Origin of the sequence: Colwellia sp. RE-S-Sl-9 (assembly GCF_048296855.1) — a bacterium.
In the GTDB taxonomy this organism is placed as follows: domain Bacteria; phylum Pseudomonadota; class Gammaproteobacteria; order Enterobacterales; family Alteromonadaceae; genus Pseudocolwellia.
Map to the genome: position 1 here is coordinate 1,257,262 of NZ_CP182631.1, position 21,046 is coordinate 1,278,307.

General features: G+C 34.9%; 27 protein-coding genes, 1 tRNA gene and 1 pseudogene. 9 read left to right on the forward strand and 20 right to left on the reverse strand.

The window, feature by feature from the left end; all coding sequences use genetic code 11:
* Nucleotides 1-30: 30 nt before the first annotated feature.
* The 16 genes and pseudogenes from ACM9HF_RS05420 to ACM9HF_RS05495 all read right to left on the reverse strand — a co-directional run bounded on the left by ACM9HF_RS05420 (nucleotide 31) and on the right by ACM9HF_RS05495 (nucleotide 13,362).
* Nucleotides 31-477 carry a thiol-disulfide oxidoreductase DCC family protein gene (locus ACM9HF_RS05420; RefSeq protein ID WP_473615274.1) on the reverse strand — a complete coding sequence of 149 codons (447 nt, stop codon included), beginning with the start codon at nucleotides 475-477 and terminating at the stop codon, nucleotides 31-33.
* A gap of 57 nt (nucleotides 478-534) precedes the next feature.
* Nucleotides 535-939 carry a DoxX-like family protein gene (locus ACM9HF_RS05425; protein ID WP_473615278.1) on the reverse strand — a complete coding sequence of 135 codons (405 nt, stop codon included), beginning with the start codon at nucleotides 937-939 and terminating at the stop codon, nucleotides 535-537.
* A gap of 11 nt (nucleotides 940-950) precedes the next feature.
* A complete protein-coding gene (locus ACM9HF_RS05430; protein WP_473615282.1) occupies nucleotides 951-1,439 on the reverse strand; it encodes a DUF2269 family protein in 489 nt (162 codons plus the stop codon).
* Complete coding sequence (locus ACM9HF_RS05435) at nucleotides 1,439-2,590, reverse strand: saccharopine dehydrogenase family protein (RefSeq protein ID WP_473615286.1); 1,152 nt, start codon at nucleotides 2,588-2,590, stop codon at nucleotides 1,439-1,441. The genes ACM9HF_RS05430 and ACM9HF_RS05435 overlap by 1 nt, the downstream gene beginning before the upstream one ends.
* A gap of 129 nt (nucleotides 2,591-2,719) precedes the next feature.
* Complete coding sequence (locus ACM9HF_RS05440; RefSeq protein ID WP_473615290.1) at nucleotides 2,720-4,444, reverse strand: B12-binding domain-containing radical SAM protein; 1,725 nt, start codon at nucleotides 4,442-4,444, stop codon at nucleotides 2,720-2,722.
* 235 nt (nucleotides 4,445-4,679) lie between these two features.
* Complete coding sequence (locus tag ACM9HF_RS05445) at nucleotides 4,680-4,847, reverse strand: hypothetical protein (RefSeq protein WP_473615291.1); 168 nt, start codon at nucleotides 4,845-4,847, stop codon at nucleotides 4,680-4,682.
* Nucleotides 4,837-5,028, reverse strand: a complete 192-nt coding sequence (locus ACM9HF_RS05450; RefSeq protein ID WP_473615294.1) for a hypothetical protein — start codon at nucleotides 5,026-5,028, stop codon at nucleotides 4,837-4,839. Before ACM9HF_RS05450 ends, ACM9HF_RS05445 begins: the two co-directional genes overlap by 11 nt.
* Nucleotides 5,028-5,213 (reverse strand): annotated as a pseudogene (locus tag ACM9HF_RS05455) (BrnT family toxin); the annotation flags it as partial. The pseudogene ACM9HF_RS05455 and the gene ACM9HF_RS05450, both read right to left, overlap by 1 nt.
* A 646-nt stretch (nucleotides 5,214-5,859) precedes the next feature.
* Nucleotides 5,860-6,159, reverse strand: coding sequence for a hypothetical protein (locus tag ACM9HF_RS05460; protein ID WP_473615297.1), 300 nt, complete (start codon nucleotides 6,157-6,159; stop codon nucleotides 5,860-5,862).
* 24 nt (nucleotides 6,160-6,183) lie between these two features.
* Nucleotides 6,184-6,723, reverse strand: a complete 540-nt coding sequence (locus ACM9HF_RS05465) for a hypothetical protein (protein ID WP_473615300.1) — start codon at nucleotides 6,721-6,723, stop codon at nucleotides 6,184-6,186.
* Nucleotides 6,724-6,776: 53 nt separating this feature from the next.
* Nucleotides 6,777-7,130: a low molecular weight protein tyrosine phosphatase family protein gene (locus tag ACM9HF_RS05470; protein WP_473615303.1), complete on the reverse strand. Its 354-nt coding sequence runs from the start codon at nucleotides 7,128-7,130 to the stop codon at nucleotides 6,777-6,779.
* 297 nt (nucleotides 7,131-7,427) lie between these two features.
* Complete coding sequence (locus ACM9HF_RS05475) at nucleotides 7,428-7,727, reverse strand: hypothetical protein (RefSeq protein WP_473615307.1); 300 nt, start codon at nucleotides 7,725-7,727, stop codon at nucleotides 7,428-7,430.
* Between the two features lie 64 nt (nucleotides 7,728-7,791).
* A complete protein-coding gene (locus tag ACM9HF_RS05480) occupies nucleotides 7,792-8,637 on the reverse strand; it encodes a TIGR04219 family outer membrane beta-barrel protein (protein WP_473615310.1) in 846 nt (281 codons plus the stop codon).
* A 149-nt stretch (nucleotides 8,638-8,786) separates the two neighbouring features.
* Nucleotides 8,787-11,486 (reverse strand): DEAD/DEAH box helicase, encoded by a 2,700-nt coding sequence (locus ACM9HF_RS05485; protein WP_473615313.1) that lies wholly within the window; start codon nucleotides 11,484-11,486, stop codon nucleotides 8,787-8,789.
* 2 nt (nucleotides 11,487-11,488) lie between these two features.
* Nucleotides 11,489-12,145, reverse strand: coding sequence for an alpha/beta fold hydrolase domain-containing protein (locus tag ACM9HF_RS05490; RefSeq protein ID WP_473615317.1), 657 nt, complete (start codon nucleotides 12,143-12,145; stop codon nucleotides 11,489-11,491).
* Between the two features lie 281 nt (nucleotides 12,146-12,426).
* Entirely contained in the window at nucleotides 12,427-13,362 is a 936-nt protein-coding gene (locus ACM9HF_RS05495) for a DUF1186 domain-containing protein (protein WP_473615320.1), read from the reverse strand.
* Nucleotides 13,363-13,650: 288 nt separating this feature from the next.
* Here ACM9HF_RS05495 and ACM9HF_RS05500 point away from each other — a divergent pair, with 288 nt between their 5' ends.
* Both ACM9HF_RS05500 and ACM9HF_RS05505 read left to right on the forward strand, forming a co-directional pair.
* Nucleotides 13,651-14,112: a hypothetical protein gene (locus tag ACM9HF_RS05500; protein WP_473615324.1), complete on the forward strand. Its 462-nt coding sequence runs from the start codon at nucleotides 13,651-13,653 to the stop codon at nucleotides 14,110-14,112.
* Nucleotides 14,113-14,114: 2 nt separating this feature from the next.
* Complete coding sequence (locus tag ACM9HF_RS05505) at nucleotides 14,115-14,336, forward strand: helix-turn-helix transcriptional regulator (RefSeq protein WP_473615328.1); 222 nt, start codon at nucleotides 14,115-14,117, stop codon at nucleotides 14,334-14,336.
* Between the two features lie 258 nt (nucleotides 14,337-14,594).
* Here ACM9HF_RS05505 and ACM9HF_RS05510 read toward each other — a convergent pair.
* Nucleotides 14,595-14,685: transfer RNA gene (locus ACM9HF_RS05510), tRNA-Ser, on the reverse strand.
* 146 nt (nucleotides 14,686-14,831) lie between these two features.
* On the opposite strand from ACM9HF_RS05510, the gene ACM9HF_RS05515 reads away from it, so the two are divergent.
* From ACM9HF_RS05515 to ACM9HF_RS05540, 6 genes are all read left to right on the forward strand, one after another.
* Complete coding sequence (locus tag ACM9HF_RS05515) at nucleotides 14,832-15,428, forward strand: DNA-3-methyladenine glycosylase I (protein ID WP_473615331.1); 597 nt, start codon at nucleotides 14,832-14,834, stop codon at nucleotides 15,426-15,428.
* A 132-nt stretch (nucleotides 15,429-15,560) separates the two neighbouring features.
* Complete coding sequence (locus tag ACM9HF_RS05520; protein ID WP_076417950.1) at nucleotides 15,561-16,226, forward strand: Bax inhibitor-1/YccA family protein; 666 nt, start codon at nucleotides 15,561-15,563, stop codon at nucleotides 16,224-16,226.
* Nucleotides 16,227-16,334: 108 nt separating this feature from the next.
* A complete protein-coding gene (gene tusD, locus ACM9HF_RS05525) occupies nucleotides 16,335-16,724 on the forward strand; it encodes a sulfurtransferase complex subunit TusD (RefSeq protein WP_473615337.1) in 390 nt (129 codons plus the stop codon).
* Complete coding sequence (gene tusC / locus ACM9HF_RS05530; protein ID WP_473615340.1) at nucleotides 16,724-17,089, forward strand: sulfurtransferase complex subunit TusC; 366 nt, start codon at nucleotides 16,724-16,726, stop codon at nucleotides 17,087-17,089. Before tusD ends, tusC begins: the two co-directional genes overlap by 1 nt.
* 9 nt (nucleotides 17,090-17,098) lie before the next feature.
* Nucleotides 17,099-17,395, forward strand: coding sequence for a sulfurtransferase complex subunit TusB (gene tusB / locus ACM9HF_RS05535; RefSeq protein ID WP_473615345.1), 297 nt, complete (start codon nucleotides 17,099-17,101; stop codon nucleotides 17,393-17,395).
* Nucleotides 17,396-17,426: 31 nt separating this feature from the next.
* Nucleotides 17,427-17,765: a TusE/DsrC/DsvC family sulfur relay protein gene (locus tag ACM9HF_RS05540; RefSeq protein WP_473615347.1), complete on the forward strand. Its 339-nt coding sequence runs from the start codon at nucleotides 17,427-17,429 to the stop codon at nucleotides 17,763-17,765.
* Between the two features lie 36 nt (nucleotides 17,766-17,801).
* Here ACM9HF_RS05540 and ACM9HF_RS05545 read toward each other — a convergent pair whose 3' ends face one another.
* A complete protein-coding gene (locus ACM9HF_RS05545; protein WP_473615351.1) occupies nucleotides 17,802-18,005 on the reverse strand; it encodes a hypothetical protein in 204 nt (67 codons plus the stop codon).
* Nucleotides 18,006-18,152: 147 nt separating this feature from the next.
* Nucleotides 18,153-19,601, reverse strand: a complete 1,449-nt coding sequence (locus tag ACM9HF_RS05550) for a glyceraldehyde-3-phosphate dehydrogenase (RefSeq protein ID WP_473615355.1) — start codon at nucleotides 19,599-19,601, stop codon at nucleotides 18,153-18,155.
* 157 nt (nucleotides 19,602-19,758) lie between these two features.
* Here ACM9HF_RS05550 and ACM9HF_RS05555 point away from each other — a divergent pair, with 157 nt between their 5' ends.
* Entirely contained in the window at nucleotides 19,759-20,568 is an 810-nt protein-coding gene (locus tag ACM9HF_RS05555) for a DUF2989 domain-containing protein (RefSeq protein ID WP_473615359.1), read from the forward strand.
* Between the two features lie 39 nt (nucleotides 20,569-20,607).
* On the opposite strand, the gene msrB is transcribed toward ACM9HF_RS05555, so the two are convergent.
* Nucleotides 20,608-20,985: a peptide-methionine (R)-S-oxide reductase MsrB gene (gene msrB, locus ACM9HF_RS05560; RefSeq protein ID WP_473615362.1), complete on the reverse strand. Its 378-nt coding sequence runs from the start codon at nucleotides 20,983-20,985 to the stop codon at nucleotides 20,608-20,610.
* Nucleotides 20,986-21,046: the final 61 nt, after the last annotated feature.

Here is a 21,046-nt window from a genome sequence, read left to right on the forward strand (position 1 = left end):
AAGGAGTATTACGCATAATAGGGTTAAAGCTTACTTTTTATTTTCTGCTTTAAGGTATCTGCTTTCATTCTCTTGCGTGGGTAACATGCAGGTATCGTACTTACCAAATAAAGCGTAACGATTAAGAGCAATACGATCATACAGCCAGCTTCTTATCGGCTTTGGCAATATTTTGAATACGTACAACACACGCCACGGGTACCCTAACTTATTTATAATATGTAAGAATGCGTCGCTCTTATCAAAACACTGATTACCTTCTACATATAACATAGTGTCGAAATGTTCTGTTGGCATATTAAAGTGTTTTAATATGCTCTGCCCTTCTGGCGATTGGACACTGCATAATTTGAAAAGCTGCTGCGTGTCGTACTTAATAATAAACTGACTCCACGCGTTACAAAGCTTACAGACCCCATCGAATAAAATAACGCAGTCGTTTTCAGTAATATGAGGTGGGTATTTTACAACGGGCATGAGCTTTCCTTGTTAATTTAATCCTTTAACTTACCAGCATTTCTTTAGTTATTAATTTTAATGTTCAGGCTTTGATTGAACAGAATTAACATGACTTGCGTATAAATAACCAATCAAAACAATGATCGGAATATTCTTAGTAATAGGTCCGAACGGATGCAACCAAAAACTCGCATCAATAAAAGTTAACAGTATCGTATAAAGTACAATAACACTCACTTGCACAATACAGCATACCTTGATTTTAAATGAAGTAATTAACCAAACACCAAGCATTATGTCTAATATACCGCCCGCATTAATCGCTATATCGGCAAGCATTCCTGTGATATTGGCGCTAGCTAATATTTGATAACCTATGTTGGGAGAGAAATACACTGAGGTTAATCCCGTAAAAATCCATAAAAAGGCTAATGAAAATCGCGCTGCTTTATTTAATGTTTTTTGGTTAACCTTATTCACTCAGAATTCCTTTAAACTAATGGGAACGGTTTAAAAACCATTAACCAGAAAATACCTAATATAGCTAAAAAGGCAGGTATACCCAGCAATACCCATGTTCTCATTAACGACTTAAACTCAGGTGTTACTACATTAGCATTAACCGACATTTCGGCTAGTTCACGTAATTTGTATTGAATTCTCAAAACAGGTAACCAACAAAGTCCAATAAAAACAAACAATCCTAATACCCAATAAAACCAAGGTGACGAGAATGAATAACCTTGCATGTTCATTAGAAATATTCCGCTAACTATTTGAGTAATAACCGCAGGTGTTGTAAATATCCAGTCGCCTAAAATTACATGTTTAGTAGTAATATAAATAGCTTGTGGATTATTAGAACGATTAGCCATAAACATAAAAAAAGCAATGCCCGCACCAGTGCCCGTTACGATAACAGCCGCTAAAATATGAATTAATTTGAGGGTTAAGTAATTTTCCATTAAAAAAGTCCCCATTATGTTTCCTGAACTTGTGCTTCACGAGACAAATTATCTTCAAATACAATATCTAAAGCATCAAAAGATGAACTAAAGTCGCTTAACTGTAATAAGCCTACACAAGACTTAGCACCGCTTTCTATCTTATGAGTACCTTCAGAACTAAGCAGTTTTTTTGCTAAAATAATGGTTGAAAGTGTTGGAATATAAGGACCGTTACCTTTAGGTGCGTACAAGGTCCACTTTACTTGTTTTGAATTTCCACTAATGCCTTTACCACTAATAAGTACCTCCATCGCTCCTTGGTCGCTACCAAAGGGTAAAAATATATTACTCGCGCTAACAATAGTTTTTGATAACGGTGCCCAGTTTTTTACAAGCTTTATTTTTGACAGATAAGCCATACCAACCATAGTTAAGTGCAGTATTGGCAGCTCTAATCCTGCTTGAAAACTTACTTGTTGTGAAACGCTATAGCGCTTAGGGAATAACTCTAAATCAGGTACGTCCACATTGGCTAAATAACGTTTACCAACAAAGCCACCAAAGTCGTTTACCTTAGAATCCATCCAACCATATACATTTTGCCAACGACCTTCTTTAAACACATTTAAAGGGTGACCTGTGTAAGACAATATAGCCTCAACGGTTGCTAAACCACGTTCAGCTTTATTACCCGGTGCAATGGCTAAATTTATCGATTCAATAGCGCTAAACTGATTTTGATAAAAGTCGACAACGGCTGAAGATAATCCAGGTACAGAGCTCGCTCCACTAACAATCAACACACCTTTTTCTTTCGCTTGCTTGTCTAGCTCGGCAATGTCACAAACAAATCTACGATCGTCAGCTAAATCAATATAATGAGCACCACAATCTATACATGCTTTAGGCACTCGGTAATCTTGCCCTTGAAATGGACCGCTTGTATGAATAACAAGAAATGGGGAAATAGTCGCTAGCTGTTGAGCAAAATCATCAGCAAATATATCAATAACCAACGGAGCTAAACTAGCGGATGCAGAATCCTTTAAACTTTCAACCAATGCTGATGCTTTACTTAAATTTCTGCCAGCGATTAGTATGTTTATCCCCTCAACTTCTGACAGGTTTTCAACAATCCTTTTACCGAAATTTCCGTAACCACCAAGAACAACTATATTTTTCACTTGTTACTTCCCTTTAATTATTCATCAATTTCATAATAAATTGTGGTACTAATCAACCACGGTATAAGCACACTTTATGTAACATAAACACAGAAGCTAAGCCTAAAATAGAACCACCCGTAATAATTACTAACTCATGTGACGTTGTTGTCGTTGTAACGACTTATTCTTAACTACTTGCGCTACTTGCGGAACAGCGTAAAGATTAAGACTACTGAACAAGCTTTTCAATTTAGCGGCTTCATAATCTTGTTCTATTTTTTCAATCACTAACGCATGCTTTTCAGGGTATAAAGCTTCAACCGATTGCGAAATCAACTCAAACAACTTCTTCAAATTAATTTTATGTATTTGTCCTGTTTTGTTAAAAATCCATTCGGTAATCGCCATAAAATCATCAAACGGTTCGTCCGATAATATATGTGGTAACGAATATTTAAAACGACCTGAATTACCAATCATATCCCAATAGCGAGCAAAGCGATTAATACGTTGCATCGTAGGAAAGCTAACTCTGTCGGTACTTAAAATATTAAACGGTGGTAACGGATTAAAACGTAAATCGAACGCTTCGGTATGCCTGATAATGGGGCTACCTTTTAAACGTTTTAAAATACCCATTTGAATTTCGTGTGGTCGACAATGGTAAAGCTGATTAAAGCTATCTTTAAAGGTATCAAAGGTTTCGCCAGGTAAACCAAAAATCAAATCGGCATGAATATGCGCTGAAGTATGATCTCTTAACCAAAGTAAGTTCTCTTTCGACTTAGCATTGTTTTGCTTACGGCTAATGTTTTTTTGCACTTCAACGTTGAAGGTTTGAATACCAATTTCGAACTGCAAACTACCCTCAGGAAACTGCGCTAACAATTCTTTGAGTTTTCTAGGAAGATGATCAGGCACCACTTCAAAATGAAGATAAAGATCGTCAGTCATTCTGTCTAAAAAGAACTGCATAATTTGCATTGTGGTTTTAATGTTTAAGTTGAAGGTTCTATCAATAAACTTAAAGTTACGCGCGCCACGTTCATACAAAATTTCCATTTGCTCAAGGAAGGTTGTTAACTCGAACGGCGTAGAGGCTTTGTCTAAAGACGACAAACAAAACTCACATTTAAACGGACAACCACGCGACGCTTCAACATAAAGCAAGCGATGTGTTAAATCTTCATCGGTGTAATATTCATACGGCAAAGCAATATCTTCTAACCCTACAGGTTGCGACTTAAGCACTTTTTTGTCGGGTAACTTGTTATTGAGTATGTTTTTACACAGCTCATAAAAACTAATATCTGCAGGACCCGTTAAAACATAGTCAGAATACTTAACAATAAGCTGTTCTTCAGTTTCGTAACTGACTTCTGGCCCACCTAACACCACCTTGATTTCAGGCGCTATTACTTTTAATAAGCTCACAACATCAGTGGTTTCAACAATATTCCAAATATAAACACCAAAGCCAACAATAGTAGGTTTAGACGCTAAAATTTGCTCAACAATATCGATAGCGCGCGTTTGAATAATAAATTCTTGAATCTCGCAAAGCGGCTGTAGCTCTTTTAAATTAGCGTACAAATAACGTAAACCAAAACTGGTATGAAAATATCGAGCGTTAAGCGTAGCAAGTACAATTTTAGGCGCACCATCATTTTCAGCCCTATTGTTTTCAACATAAGTAACTACATCAGCATTATTGTTGATATCTTCACCTGTAGAAGAAAGCTGTGGAGCAACTTCAATAAAGTTTGGCGTGTTTAAATCTGGCGAAGTTGTGCTAGATAAATCTGTAGTATTCTCTTCAGTTGAATGAATCTGTGTAACCGCTATGTCGGGATGTTTATTTTGCTCAGTCATACTGAATTGAATACCTTGATTGGGTCTGTTGATGGTTTTAAAGATGATTCAGGGATTATACGGGGAATGAGGAAGTTATTCAGTAATCTTATTTAAGCAATTAATAATAAAGTAAAAATCTGGTCTACAATACCTATGCTTGATATTCATTAAATTTTAGACGAAAAAAATCGCTAATAATTTAGCGATTTTTAATTACCTAATGAACAGATCAATGTACAAAAGCAGCCTTCTGTCACTTTGTGCTATTGGTTCGACATAGTTGCGATAACTCAACCGGTGTCAGTAATTTCGCTTCACTCGTTTTAGCGGCTCTTTCAATATCAGCATCTGTTTGTTTCTTTACTGATGTCCAGTTTGTTGAACCTACACTTTTTTCAATATTTTCTAGTTTAACTTTCATTTTCACCTCCTTTTGGAACGGGTTTAAACTCTTCCAGCTCTTTATCTGTGATGTTTGGTGAATCAATATCTGACAATATACCACGCTTAATATCGGCTTCAGTCATATTATCAATTACACTCTTATCAGTTGTTCCTTCCGACTTACAAATATCTTCCAGCTTGATTCGTTTAATTGCCATTACAACTCCTTAAAGGGTTTTAAAAAACCTAATTCATATGATTTTCTTTCTCGACTATTAGCTTTTCTAGCACTAATCAAACGGGTTACACCATCATTATCTCGAAAAGTATATACAATCATCAGTATACCAAACTTAGTCATACCTATAGTTTGATAGCGATCTTCGCCGTAATTCTTTCGTGTATCTTTTCGATAAACTCTCTAAGCATCAATAAATACATGAACAGCGTCAGAAAAATCAATATTATGCTTTTGTTTATTTATAACACTTTTCACATCATCCCATTCAAATTCCATTTTATCTCCTTTGGTTTGTAAGTTAGCCAGAGAACTGACTATTTTTAGTAATTACAGACTAATTATAAACCTAATCAGGGATTGTATGCAGATGAAGATCGATTTTATTCAAAGTTCGCTCCTTGAATAATTAAAAAATATACGCTTCTATCCTATAGCCATCAAACTAGATACGTATGCTGACTTTAAAACAATAATCAATATGGCTATTAAGTACCAAACGGCACTGAATATCATATTAAGGTAAGGTGTTAAATCCATCTATTGCTTAGTCCTTGTGAAAACTACTTTTACTCTCTGACGAAAGTTAATTTCATAATAAAATCAGCAACAACTAATCTACTATACAAACATATAAATAAACAACAAATTACAGACGAAAAAAAACCGCTATTTTATTAGCGGTTTTTAAAATATAGCGATATGAATATAAGCGCTGATTTTATTCTATAAAATAAAATTTATAGCAATCATAAAATAGCTACTTGTATCTCTTTTAGGCTATGTATAAATGTATTTTAAAACAAGCATATTATTTGTTTTTATTGTCTGTTTTAACTACTTTTAAATGTGCCCTTCTACGCTCTTCGTCAGCTTTTTCCATAGACTCATTTTCAGCGTCAAGCTCTTCTTCTGATTGATAAAGAAAATCCCAAGAACCACATAAAATATGTGTATCTGGATCTAACTCAGGAAGTTCTCTACTTTCGTCAAAATAAAATTCAGCACGTTTTTTTGCTCGTTCATCTAACCACGCTGCAAGCTCTGGAGAGCCTTCGGGAGGACGCTCTTTTTTCTTGTTGTCGTATGCAAGTTTAATTTTTTTAGTCATAATTTAATCCTTATACTATGGTAATTATAACATTTTCCAAAGGTGTTCAGGATCGCTTCCTTTACTTTTTTGATAAATAAAACCGTGGTTGCGATAATAGTGAATAAGTTTGTCATTTAATGGGCGCATTATTTTAATTTGGCTTGCGCCAATTAAATCGGCATACGCTTCAAAAACAGTGATATTTATTTCAAATATACGTTTATCTAAAATATGTTGTTCACAAGGGTTTTTCTCAATAACATCAAGGCGCATCGATTGCCCTGTTTTGGTTGGGAATCCAATCGCTAAACTACATAATGTTGTATTTAACCAAACAGCCAAATCTAATCTATCAGGATGTCGATAAGCCCACTTTTTATAGCCTTGAGAAAAAGACCAAGGAAGGTTTTTTCGATAAGGTGAAGATTCCCATATTTGAGCCATCAACAAAGCATCTTTATCTATATCTCGGAATATTACATTGTCTTTTAAATCGTACGGCAAGTTTTTTTTAGCGAGAGCTAAAGCTTCATTTCTATATTGTTGATATTTATTTTCAGCGTTTAAATGTTCCGTTTTCATTGTTATTTACTCATTCCTTGTATTAATTTCAGGCTGCTATGATATCTATTTTTTTAATCAGTTGGTAGCCGTGTAGTTCTCGATATTCCTAAATACGCACTAACAGCTTGGTCTAAAATCTCAACCAGTTCTGCATCCATGTATTGATAGTCATCGGGAATATCGAGCACTTGAATATTTTTATATTTGAGTGTGTTGGTGAACTCTGATTTTAGTCGGCTTTTATGATGTTCTTCCATTACAAAAATCGTGTCAGCCCATTCAATGTCTTTCGCGTTTACTGTTTTTCTAGCACTTGAACTTGTTCCTGCAGATCTTACGTTCAGGTTTGGGTGCTTTTTAAAGATGTGTTCGGCTGTAGGGCTACGCCATTGATTTTTACTGCATATAAAAAGGAGGTTTGTCATATCCATATGAAACTTGTGTTAGTGGGGTTAGCGAAATATTAAAACTTATTAGAAAGAATCGTTTATTTACGCAGTAATTACAAGCAGGTAAAAGGCCTTATTAATACTTTACTATAGATATTTGAGGTTTACTTTATTTTAGACGAAAAAAAACCGCGAATAAATAAGCGGTTTTTAAAATATAGCGATATGAATATAAGCGCTGATTTTATTCTATAAAATAAAATTTATCGCAATCATAAAATAGCTACTTGTATATCTTTTAGGCTATGTATAAATGTATTTAAAACAAGCATATTATTTGTTTTTATTGTCTGTTTTAACTACTTTTAAATGTGCCCTTCTACGCTCTTCGTCAGCTTTTTCCATAGACTCATTTTCAGCGTCAAGCTCTTCTTCTGATTGATAAAGAAAATCCCAAGAGCCACATAAAATATGTGTGTCTGGATCTAACTCAGGAACTTCTCTATTTTCATCAAAAAGAAAATCAGCAAACTCTTTAGCACGCTCATCAAGCCATATCGAAAGCTCTGGAGAACCTTCGGGAGGACGCTCTTTTTTCTTGCTGTCGTATGCGAGTTTTAATTTTTTAGTCATTCTTTTTTATTGGCTTTTATCTTTATATGTAACTACTTAGTTAGCGTAAAACGCCATAAGGTCTTTAAAAGTGAGCTATTACGCCGACAAAAGCACCTTTTAACTCAACATCTGCATACAAATTGTTTACGTTTTCAAATTCTATTTTCTCGGCTTGATAGCCTACGGTAAGATTAAAGTCCATTTTTGCTTGATCAAGTAGTCGATAACTTAAGCCAACTTGATAGTTATAAAGTGAATAGTCGTCTTTCAATGACACATTACCTTGTGCAAATACACTTAAATTAGCTAACGGTAAGCTAGCGTTAGTGGCAACATACAACATAGGCACAACTTTGCTTTTCTTTTTATTATCTGTTGTTACTGTATCTGTTATTTCTGTAACAGAATGATCATGCCCTTCGTGCTCTTCTACATCCCAAATAAAATCAGACGTTGTAGTAACTGTATTTGTTGTTGCGGTTACTGTAGCTGTGACATCAAAATCTCTAGCGGCTATGCCTAAATCAAATGAAAACAACGAATTGTCAATTACTTGATAATATAAAGTGTAATCGATATAACTGATGTTAAAGCTTGCATTAAGATCAGAATTTACATGAAGATTAACATGAGAAGTTTCGTTGTCGAATTTAGATTCTTGCACTACATTCGTTTTAGCTGTGGTATCAAACTTGGTATTCGAAATACGTACATTAGGGAGAAAAGGAAATGGATGTTTGGCGGCAACAAAGTAGTTATTTTGTTGTGCTTTTTTTAAATCTGAGTTAATTGGGTTTTGTTTCTCACCAAAAAATCCACTTGCTTCTCTTTGCCAAATTTGACCGCCAAGATATAAACCAACTGAATTTGCTTGCACGTTAGAGGTACAAAATACAGCAAGCGTTGCTGTAAAAAACGTTTTTTTCATGTGGTAACTGTCCTTGATTTACGAATGTAATATTCCATGTTTATACCCGTTATCTGAGCAATAAGGTTATATCAAAAATGTATTATACCGTGACTTTAATACTGCCATTATTAAAATAAATGATTAAATATAGGCTTCATATTAAAAAATTAGCGGTTAGTTAACCTGAGTTTTTTTACTACTTTTGCAATACATGTTTCTTTATCTACTACCCATAACCCGTAGCTAATAGGTAAGACTTCAACACCCGCACGTTTAAATAATTTGTAGGTGTTTAATTCAAAAAAGTCTGCCCATGGGCCAGGAAAACCGATCAGGTCTATGGCTAAGTATTGCTCCTTATATCGACACAGAATATCTACGTCTGTTCCTGCAATTGTGTAACCTGCCCACGTTTCAATATTTAATGTCGCTAATTCAGATATTACACTTTGCTGAAACTCGTCAAGTTGAGATGATACTGAATGGCTAGCTTCAAATTCGCTAATAGAGCCTAAGTATCTACGTAGTAAGTTGTGTTCAGGCAATTGAGTTTCATCTATCGATAGAAATAATATTTGCTTTTGCCTTGCCCGTGTAATGGTAACGTTGAAAACATCTGCTTTGTTTAAATATACCGCTGCGCGTTTTGAATTGTTATCGACAGAAAAAGAGATAAGCATAATGTCTCTTTCTTCTCCTTGAAAACCATAAGGCGTTGCGGCACGAATTTTATGTTTAATAATTTCAGCTTGGCTAAAGTTGACTTCAATTTCTTTGGCTAGGTGTTCTGCTTGATGCCTAAAGGGCGAGATAACGCCGATGCTATGGTCAATCCCAACATGTGTGTCTGCTTCTATTTGGTCTTTAATCGTCTGTATTACATGTTCAGTTTCTAGATGATTAACACCTGCTTTATCTCTAACGCCATTGACTCTTTGTAAATGAAGATGACCACTACTTGTGCAGGGGCGGTGTTGCATAACCTTTAACTTATTTTGATAAAAGTGTTGGTTACTAAAATGAATAAGCTCAGGTTTACTTCTAAAGTGTTCATCTAAAAAAGCTAACTGTTGATGGCTGGAGAGTGCAGTTAAGGCTAAATCTAAAATTGAATTATCACGATAACTTACAACGCCTTCACTATCAGGTTTGAGATCGTTTTTAATCGTTATTTGGGCTTCTTTGCTTTTAGCCAAGAACGAGTAATGCCTTAGCTGTTTGGTATCTCCAACCACCATCGCCCTTTTTGCGCGATAAAGTGCAGGTAAACAACTGCTGATATTGCATTGTGTTGCTTCATCGATAATAACTAAATCGAACATTTCTGCTTTTAAAGGCAACACTCTGTAAAGTGTATTCAAACTAACAAGCCAAACCGGAAAGGCAGAAAGCAATGAGGAATATTCAATATCGTCAAAAAGCTCAAATTGCCTTTTAGATGTTCGACTACGGATTGCTTTATTAAAGGCTTGTAGCGATGATCTTTGTTTTTCGACTAAGGTTTTTAAATTTCTATTTTTTAAGGCACTTAAATAACCGGCTGCAAGCTTTTCTCGCTGAATGTGCTTTGTATTTATTTCATTTAAAGAAACCCACTCTTTGGTGAGTTTTTTAATGCCACTTTGCGCTAAAGCTAAATATAAGCGCGTTAACCATTGTGCATCTCTTTGTTGTAGCCCTTTTAATCTTTGCCCTCTTACAATGGCTTTCTGACAAAATTTAACAAAGCGTTTTTCTAATACATTTAATGCGTTATTGATCGTTTTTAATTCTAATTCGCAAGTATCAGGTGCTTTGCTTAACTCTTCTGAAAAATACCCTGCTAAAAGATTTTCAATGTAAGTTTTTAACTTTTTAATAAACGCTTTTTGTCCTGCTCTAATTGATACGTCACTTAAACCAAAGTTATCGCCTAACTTTTCAGCGATCACATCTAAAGCGGCATCGTTATTAGCAACGATAAGTACAGATTCACCGCGTGCCATATGCTCTGCGGCAATGGCGGCTATTGTATAGCTTTTGCCCGTACCTGGAGGCCCAGAAGCACAACCTAAGTTAGCGTTTGCGGCAATTGATATGATTTTTTTCTGTGGTGTTGACAGCAAACCTGGTAGGTAATCATATTTTAGAGGTTTGATTGCTTGTGAGTTGTTGGTTGCCTTTTGTGAAGGCAACAACAGCTCTGATAACGGTGGAGATAGGTTGTCAGATTCAATGATCTCTTCCAATTCATGAAGAACTCCACGACTACTTGTCGACCTTTCAACAAAAACCAACATGGATGCAGGAAGCAAGGTGGGTGTTTTTCTTTTTAGTGCTTTTTTAATTTCGTTTGAGTTAACAAGGTTAGGAAAATTAAGTAACTCAAGTAAGTTTAATTCTATGGGGCTATCTTTGAGCCACGAAACCCACGTAGATGTAGATTGAATGTTGGTGTTATCTTCTAAGTCAGGCCTGCCATCACTTTCAGGCATTAATAATTGCGTTAACGATTCATTTATTTCAGGCGTTTGATTGTTAACAGAAAAGTAGTAATTGTTCTCATCTTTTTCGATTACAGCTTCATTAAACAAAATGGGTGTAACCACCTCTTTTATTTCGCCTTTAATCTCCAACTTACCAACTAAAATAAAGCTCGCGTAAAGTAATACACGCTCGCGTTGATATACTTCAACATGCTTCATCATTTGTTCTGCAAAGTTTTCAGGAATAGGCATTCGGGGAAGAAAACCAGAGCCTAAATCATCTTGCCCTTCTAAAATAAGACAGTCATCTTTTTTAAGTTTACTTAGGTTCCATAAATTCAGATCTGCACTGTCTTCTTTGTAGCAATCTCGGTAGTAGGAAAGGATATTTTGGATCGACACGGTTAACTTTGCCCTGACTGAATAAATTGATTTATCACTAAGGCACATTCTTTAGGTTTTGTTTGTATCACAAAGTGAGGTCCTTCTATTTTTTTAAATTCAATATGTTTAAAAACTTTAGAAAATTCATGACTTTTATTAGAAGATATGAGCTTATCTGAATGCGCTTGAATATACATGGTTGGAAGTTCAAAAGTTACCTGCGGAAGAACCTGTTTGCTCATAACCTTTAATCTATTTTTAATAATTTCATCTGGAATGGATTTAATCACTTTTACGAATTTAGATAAAAGCGCTTTTGAAGCTCCTGTTCCAAAGAAGAGTAATTTATAAAAAACAATTGATATGGATGAAGAAGCAAAAGCTTTAATAGGTAACCTTTTAGTTATGGGTAATAAGTATTTATTAGGAGAACTTAGAAAGCTAGCTACAAACACCACTCCTTTTATATGTGTTAATTCAAGCTTAAGGAGTTCAGGAACAATACCTCCAGAAAATGACTCAGCAAGCAAAATGTAATCTTGTTGCGGTAATTGTTTGCGAATGACTTGAGCTAACGAAGCATGATCTTGAGGACCATGGTTTGGCAATGGAATAACTAAATAATCACCATCAAGATGAGATAGAAAGTCTGTAAATAATTCTCCTGTACCATCCATACCTGGTAATAACACTAATGTAGAAATAACGACTTTCCTTGCTAGATATAAACAATAAACACTTGTTAACAAACTATATTATAGGTAAGTAAAAAAAGCCATTGATGTAATAGTTAGAACGATAGTTGGAATAAATAACAAGAGGTCGCGCTAAAACAGTTATGTGCTCTTTATCAAAATTTAGACGAAAAAAAACCGCGAATAAATAAGCGGTTTTTTAGCATGTGGCGGAGCTAACTGAATAAGTGATTAAGCTGAATTAACTGTTTCAACTTACTGCTTTATTGTAAACAACACTTTTTGAATTTCTTACCACTGCCACATGGACAAGGATCATTACGGCCCACTGTAGCTAAAGAGCTAACAGGAACACTGTTTTTTAGAATGATATTTTCGTCGTACAGGATATTATCTAATAAACCGCCTTTCTCCATTAACGAATCAAAGCCATCAAGTTCTTCATCTTCTGGTTCGTTAGCAATCCAAGTATTTAGGGTATCAACAACATTAAAGTTTGTTTGAATTATGCCAGATTCAATGAGCTTGTGTGAGCTGTCGCTATTCCATGCCTTTACTTCACTTTGTTTAAATCGGTCTTCATCGAATAGGTCTTTGTCACATAATTCGTTAAATTGGCTTTTAAAACTATCGAGTTGATATTTAATACAATAGTCTGCTAATGCACTTATTAAAAAGCTATTGATTGAACTTGGTAAAGCCAAAAATCCAGCTAGCCATTGAGTTATATGATCTTCTAGTTCAATTTTATCAATAACACCTGCTTCGTATTGAGCAAATACCGCTTCAATAGCTGATGCTTTGCAATACATGGCTTGATGACTACCCGTAATATAATTACATAAGGCTTGTGTATTACCGTCGGCGACATTATAAAATAACGTAGATGTTACCTCGGTGAGTGCGTCATCAAATATGGTATCAATGGGAGTTGCCAATGAATCGCTGCGAGCAAATAACTGTAAACACTTTTCTAACGCTGGTGAGTATTTTAATTCTGCTAATAGTAATGTTCCAAAAAATAAAATAGCTTCTTGTTCATTTGTTAACGATGTATCGTCTGCGCTAAATTGATCTATCAGCCGTTCTAATTCAGGGTAAAATGCAGACCAATTTTCTTTCGCTGCTTCTATACCGGCAATAGTTAATTTGTTGTCGTTTGTATTACTTATTGCCAATAAAATTTGTTCTACGTTCATTTAAAGTTCCGCGTTAACTAATCAATTCTGAGTGCATATACTGAAGTTCGTATACTAACATTTCTTATTCTTGTTAACATTTAAATAGATAAGTTAACCAAATAAGTTACTCACTTTAAATCACCAGCCTGTTTTTTCGTCATAAAACAAACGATTAATAGATCATTGAGATCAGTTACAAGTCAAATTTAGGATACATTATGTCAAACATATTTGACATCACTTAAAAGTAAAATTAACATTACACCATGTCAAATATTTTTAACACCACATAATAAGGAGTGAGAGATGTCATTTGTTCATAAAAGTGTTTGGGTGCAATTTTTAATTACTGTATTTATTGCATATTACTACGGTAGTGAGTTTGTTCATTTATTTTCAACAGAGCAACTTAATGATGATAACTTTACCTCATTACTATTTTCTACGGTTATCAAGCTCGTTATCCTGAATATCGTTGTACATACCATAGTGGCAGTGTTGAGTAACAAAAACGAAGTCGAGCAAGAAAGTGATGAACGAGATGTATTGATTAGTTTAAAAGGAGGGAACGCCGCCTACAACATGCTGAGTGCTTGGGTCGTATTCATAATAGTTAGCTTATGGGCAACATCATTAGGAAAAGGTCTTTACCATTTTGATACATTGAGTGGAGAATACAACATCTTGAATATATTACTTGTAGGCTTTCTTGTTGTAGAAATAATAAAATTTTCTTATCAGTTATTTCACTATCATAAGGGCGTGTAATTATGCCTAAAGTATTAACTAATAATGTTCGAGTTTTACGCTTTCATCGCAATGAGATGACACAGCAAGATTTAGCCAAAATGGTTAGTGTCTCTAGGCAAACTATTGTAGCAATAGAAAAAGGCAAATACTCACCATCGTTAGAAGTTGCCTTTAAAATTGCTGATGTATTTGGTGTATCTATTGCAGAGGTATTTAGTTATCAAGAACAAGTTGATAACTAATGTTTGATTTTAAATTGCTACTGATTGAGGAATATTAGCACCATGATTTGAACTCTAAATCAGGTTTAGCGCTACAAACCCTCTATTCTAAACATCAAACTCTAGACGAAAAAAAACCGCTAAATAATTAGCGGTTTCTTAGAATGTGGCGGTGAGATAGAGATTTGAACTCTACAGCAGGTTTAGCGCTACAAACCCTTTTGTTTTACTAAACACTAAATAGCAAAAAGCCGCTACAAGTAGCGGCTTTTTAGAATGTGGCGGTGAGATAGAGATTTGAACTCTAGAAGGGCTACAAACCCTTGCCGGTTTTCAAGACCGGTGCTTTCGACCACTCAGCCATCTCACCTGAATGTAATAAAGCAAGTGCTTGCCTTAAGACGAGGCGAATATTAAAGTGTGGAAAATAACTTGTAAAGTATTTATTTACATTAAGTGTTTGTTTGCTGAGTAATTAGTCAGTTTGCTTTCTATTTATACGTTAAAAGAGAAATTATGCCTGAAAATATGAAGTGTCGTTGTCCTTGGTTAGATGTTACCAAACCTGATTATGTAAAATATCATGATGAAGAATGGGGTGTTCCTGTGGTTGACGACCAAACCTTGTTTGAATATTTAACTTTAGAATCAGCACAAGCGGGTTTAAGTTGGTACACCATTTTAGTTAGACGTGATGGTTATAAAGCGGCATTTAATCATTTTAATGTTGAAGAAGTGGCTCTGTTTGATGAAAACAAAGTTAACGAGCTTTTGCTTAACGATAAAATTATTCGCCACAGGGGTAAAATAGAAGCTACGATAAATAACGCTAAGTGTTTCATTTTAATTCAACAGGAGTTTGGTTCGTTTAGTGAATACTTATGGCGCTTTGTTAATAACCGCACCATTGTGAATAGCTGGCAAAATAAGAACGACTACCCTGCTACGACTCAAGAGTCTGACGCGCTAAGTAAAGACTTAAAGAAACGAGGATTTAAGTTTTTAGGTTCAACCACTTGTTATGCTTTTATGCAGGCGTGTGGCATGGTGAATGATCACAGTGTTGATTGTTACAAACGGACACAAATAATTAATGAATATCAACAAGGTTAGTCATAGCAATTTGAAAAAACCCGTGCCATAATATGTCACAATGGTTTATCGAAGATAAGTAGTAAAAATACTTGAACTTCATTAGTATGACCATATCTAAGAAGTATAACTACGTTTTTAAAGGAAAACAGTATGCAATCAAATATTAGTTTAAATGCAACTAAAAGCTCTGCAATTGAAATTAATAAAGTATTAAAAAATACTTATATGTTGTTATCAATGACATTAGCATTTAGTGCAGTAACTGCTGGTATCTCTATGTCTATGGGCTTACCTCATGGAGCTGCTTTAATCATGACATTAGTTGCTTTTGGTTTGTTATTTGTTGTTAACAAAAAAGCTGACCAAGCAAGTGGTATTTATTGGATTTTTGCTTTCACTGGTTTAATGGGAGCTTCTTTAGGCCCAATGCTTAACCACTACGCAGCTCTACCAGGCGGACCTTCTTTAATTATGCAAGCGTTAGGCGGAACAGCATTAATATTTTTCGCTTTATCAGGTTATGCATTAACAAGTAAGAAAGACTTCTCATTTATGGGTGGTTTTTTGATGGTTGGTCTTATCGTTGCTCTTGTAGCGGGTATTGCTAACATCTTCTTTCAAATTCCTGCGCTTTCTTTAGCTGTAAGTGCTGCTGTTATTATGATTATGTCTGGCTTAATTTTATTTGATACAAGCCGTATTATTCACGGTGGCGAAACTAACTACATTAGAGCTACAGTGTCTTTATACTTAAATATTTATAATATTTTTGTTCACCTACTTAGCCTTTTAGGTGTTTTTGGTGGTGATGATTAATAATCATTAATTTAAAGTGATTATCGGTTTATAATAAAAGCCTCGCAATGCGAGGCTTTTTTTTACTTTGTTATTTACGTTTAGCTTTTTAAACTCTTGGAATTATTCGTGCAAACTCTATCAGTTGTTATTACCACCCCGCCCTGTAGCTATTTAACGATTACAGCTATTGATTATATTAACCATGCAATTAAAGCCGGTGTTGATATTGTGGGTGTGTTTTTTTATCAAGACGGTGTGTTAAACGCGAGTGCGAATATAGCGATTGCGAACGACGAATATCAAACACATAAACATTGGCAAAAGTTAAATACAGAGCACGGTGTTAATTTACATGTGTGTATTACGGCTTGTGAAAAAAGAGGCTTAAGCGACGATATTGGCGATACGGTTAACACAGAGGTTACGCACAGTAATATTAGTCAATACTTTACGGTTTCTGGCCTTGGTGAGTTGGTTGAGTTAACGGCTAAGTCTGAAAAAATGGTGCAATTTTAATGTCTGAATCATGTAAAAAAATCGCTATTTTAAATGCGTCTTCAACCATTAATCAAGCCAGTAAAGAAGCGTTAGATGCGGCGTTAATTTATGGTTCGTACGAGCAATCGACTTCGTTATTTTTTCAAGGTGAAGGTGTAAGGCAACTAATAAGCAATCAACAACTTGAAACGGTTCACGTTAAAGATTATTTAAAAACAATGGCGGCATTAGAGTTTTACGACATTGAAAATATATATGCGTGTAAAGCATCACTGATTGAACGTGGTTTAGCTGAAGATTTTCATCTTGATAATGTGCAGGTTTTAAGTAGCGATGCATTTTCAGATAAGCTACATCAGCACAATGTTATTTTAAGGTTTTAGTATTTTTATATGACTATTTTACATTTACAAAGAACATCTGCTTTTGATAAAAACGATTTTGCACAATGTGTGTTATCTATTAAACCTGACGATGCTTTGGTGCTTATTGATGATGGTTGTTATAACGCAAGCCATTCATTGTTTATCAACTTTAAAAAACAAAACCCTACAGTTGCGGTATTTCATATACAAGAGCATGCGCAAGCAAGAGCCATTGAGATTAACCATGATCAATCAAGCCCAATAACTATAGCTAAATTGGTTGAATTGACTTCTCAATATAACTCAACAATAACGTGGCAGTAAGCCGTTTTATGTATAAATTAGTGATATAAAGATGACAACAGAATTAGAATACAACGGGCAAATTATTCCTACGGATAAGCACGGTTACTTAGTTGACTTTACACAGTGGACAGAAGAACTTGCACCTTTGTTAGCTCAAACAGACGATATAGAGTTAACCGAAGCGCATTGGGAAATAGTAAGATTTGTACGAGAATTTTATTTAACTTACAACACATCCCCTGCGATAAGAGCATTAACAAAAGCGTTGAAAACAAAGTTTGGGGAAGATAAGGCAAGTAGCCGTTATTTATTTAGATTATTTCCTGATGGGCCTGCGAAACAAGCAACAAAATATGCAGGGTTACCGAAACCTGCTCGCTGCTTATAGCGATTAATTATTGTAAGTTGGTTAATAGAAAAATGATTAAACACTAATGTTAACAATACTTCCTAATGCTTCAGTACTTGCCCCTGCAGGTTGTACAGCAACATTAGCAGACTGAATTAACCTAAGCGCCATTTGCCCTTCAATTTCAGCTTGGCTTTTTGCTAGCCCTGCGGTTTTAATTCCTTGTGCTGTGTCTGTTTGAGTCATTGCTGGATTGCTTGTGTTCATGGTGATAGACATAAATTAAGTCCTCTGTGTGTTTCAACAATAATAATAAATTTAACTCAGAATATAACTATAGTCTGTATTGATAAAAATGCTCAAAAAAAAGCAACATATTTTTCAATATGTTGCTTTTTGTTTTAAGTATCAAACTAAAGGTGTTTGTTATGCTTGTGGCAATGTAGGTATTTCAATGCCGGCCATTTCAAGCATTACCCTTACCACCTGACAGCTATAACCAAATTCGTTATCGTACCATACGTATAATACGGCTCTGTCACCATCAACAATTGTTGCTTGTGAGTCTACAACACCTGCATAGCGCGAACCCACTAAATCGGTTGATACAATTTCTGTGGATGCGGTGTAATCTACTTGGTTTTGTAAATCTGAATTTAATGAGATTTGTCTTAAATAGTCGTTTAAGTCTGACTTAGTTGTGCTTTCTTTTAAGTTTAAGTTCATTATCGCCATAGATACATTGGGTGTTGGTACTCGGATCGCATTACCAGTTAATAAGCCTGCAAGCTCTGGTAATGCTTTAGCTACCGCCTTTGCTGCGCCTGTTGTGCTAATAACCATGTTTAATGGTGCACTACGACCACGGCGAGGTGCCGGATGATAGTTATCAATTAAGTTTTGATCATTGGTGTATGAATGTACGGTTTCAACATGGCCGTTTTTAATACCAAACTTGTCGTTAAGTGCTTTTAACACTGGCGTAATAGCATTGGTAGTACAGCTAGCCGCTGACACTATAGTGTCTTCAGGTTTGATCATTTTGTGATTAACACCATAAACCACATTTTTAATATCGCCTTTAGCTGGAGCTGTTAATAATACTTTACTAACACCTTTCGATTTAAGATGTTGACCTAAACCTTCTTCGTCACTCCAAATACCAGTGTTATCTACAACTAACGCGTTATTAATACCATACTCAGTGTAGTCAATTTCTGAAGGTGATTTAGCGTAAATAACTTGAATAAAAGCACCATTCGCTTTAATTACGTTGTTTTCTTTATCAATAGTAATACTACCGTTAAAAGCACCGTGAACTGAATCTCGACGTAATAAACTCGCGCGTTTTTCAAGATCATCTGCTTTACCAGGGCGAATAACAATGGCTTTTAAATTTAATGTACTACTTGGCCCTGTTCTTTCAATAAGCAATCGTGCTAATAAACGCCCAATACGACCAAAACCATATAATACAACGTCTTGAGACATAGACTCTTGTGTTTTATTAGCAATGCTATTTAATTCTTTACTTAAAAATTCTTCTATAGTTAAGCCATTAGCCTCACCTTTAAATAAATAACGGTAAGCTAATTTACCTGCGTCAATACGTGCTGGTGCAAGAGGAAGCTTACTTAGTGCCTCTATAAAAGGATAGCTTTCTCTGAGTCTTAATTTCGTTTCTTCATGAAGAGCAACTGACTTATGTGCTTTAATAATATCAATAGCTGATGCATTTACTAACGGACGGCCATGAATGGTAATTTCAATGCCTTTATTTCTAAATAATTGACCGATAATAGGTTGCATATTTTCAGCAAGAGTTTGTCGTTCTTGCCAACTACTTTGATATTGTTCTTCAAGAATACTTGTCATTATTTAAACCTTTTTATTTCTGTTAATTTCGCAATAAGCTATGATTAATTATTATCTGATTGGTATAAGAAAATTCACGCATATTGTAATTGATCATAAAACCTTTCACCATAGGTTACATGCAATTACTTTATAGATTGCAGGAATATTAAGCATAATGAATAGAAAAAATAATTTAATGCACGTAATAACGATAAGTAGCTGTGTATTTATAGCAGCCTGTAATCAAGCGCCGAGCTTTGCAGATTTGTGTAATGAACACCCTAAAATATGCAATGAGTTTAAAGAAGACTCATGGTGTAAAAAAGAACGAATAACAATAGGTTTTGCTAATCTTGCACAACAAACAACGCCAAAAGATGAAAACCAATACAATCAACTTGTTGGTTACGAAAATTACGCTAAGTGCATGGAACACGCATCTAAAATAGAACATATTAAGTTTAAAGAAAAACAAAGCATGCGTATAAATAACCTGGTTGACGCAAAAAAAAGAATTAAAGAGATATCAGACGACACTAAAGATTCAAAGCACCCTAGCTTGCTGTATTACCATTGGACACGGCATTTAAATAAAGGAGCATTACAAACATTTTTAGCGTTAGAAAATACGCATCAACTTGAAACACCCAGCTTACAATTTAATTTAGCCACTTATTACGCCAAGAAAGATCAAAATAAAACGTTGAATTTGCTATATCACGCTTTAGAACTAACAAATGAAAATGATCCAATCAATACTGAAATTTTCAAGTCTATTGCGACAATTTTTGCCGATAAGAAAAAATATAAACAAGTTTATATTTGGTCTAAAATATTACAGACCCATGCACCTGATGATGAGTCTATAAAAGGAGTTAAGCTAGAAAAATACGCTAAAACGTTTAACTTAAAAAGTAGCTTTTTGGATAATGTAGCCTTAAAAACACTTGATACAATTTTGAAAGGCGAATTCAAAAAGCCATAATGTTGTAAAGAAACAACAAAAGTATTATTACAACATAGGTTACACTTTACTTGTGAACGTTAAGCTTAACGAGTTAACACAGTACCTTTGCCCTGTGGGTAGAGGTCCATCGTCAAATACATGACCTAAATGAGAGTCGCAAGCTGTACATGTTATTTCAATTCGTTTCATGTTTATTGAATTATCTGGCTTGTAACTTACATTACCTTCCACAGCTTTGTAAAAGCTTGGCCAACCGCAACCGGCATTAAATTTATGCTCAGATGAAAACAAAGGTTTATCGCAACAGGCGCAGAGGTATTGTCCTGCTTCCCAATGATCATTATATATTCCAGTAAAAGGTCTTTCTGTAGCAGCTAATCTACACACTTTATAAGCTTCTTCAGATAGCTTATTTTTATACTCTTCGTCTTTCATAGTATTTCCTATAATTTAGCTATAACTTAACTATATCAAAGTTCATCATACTTTCCCGTTA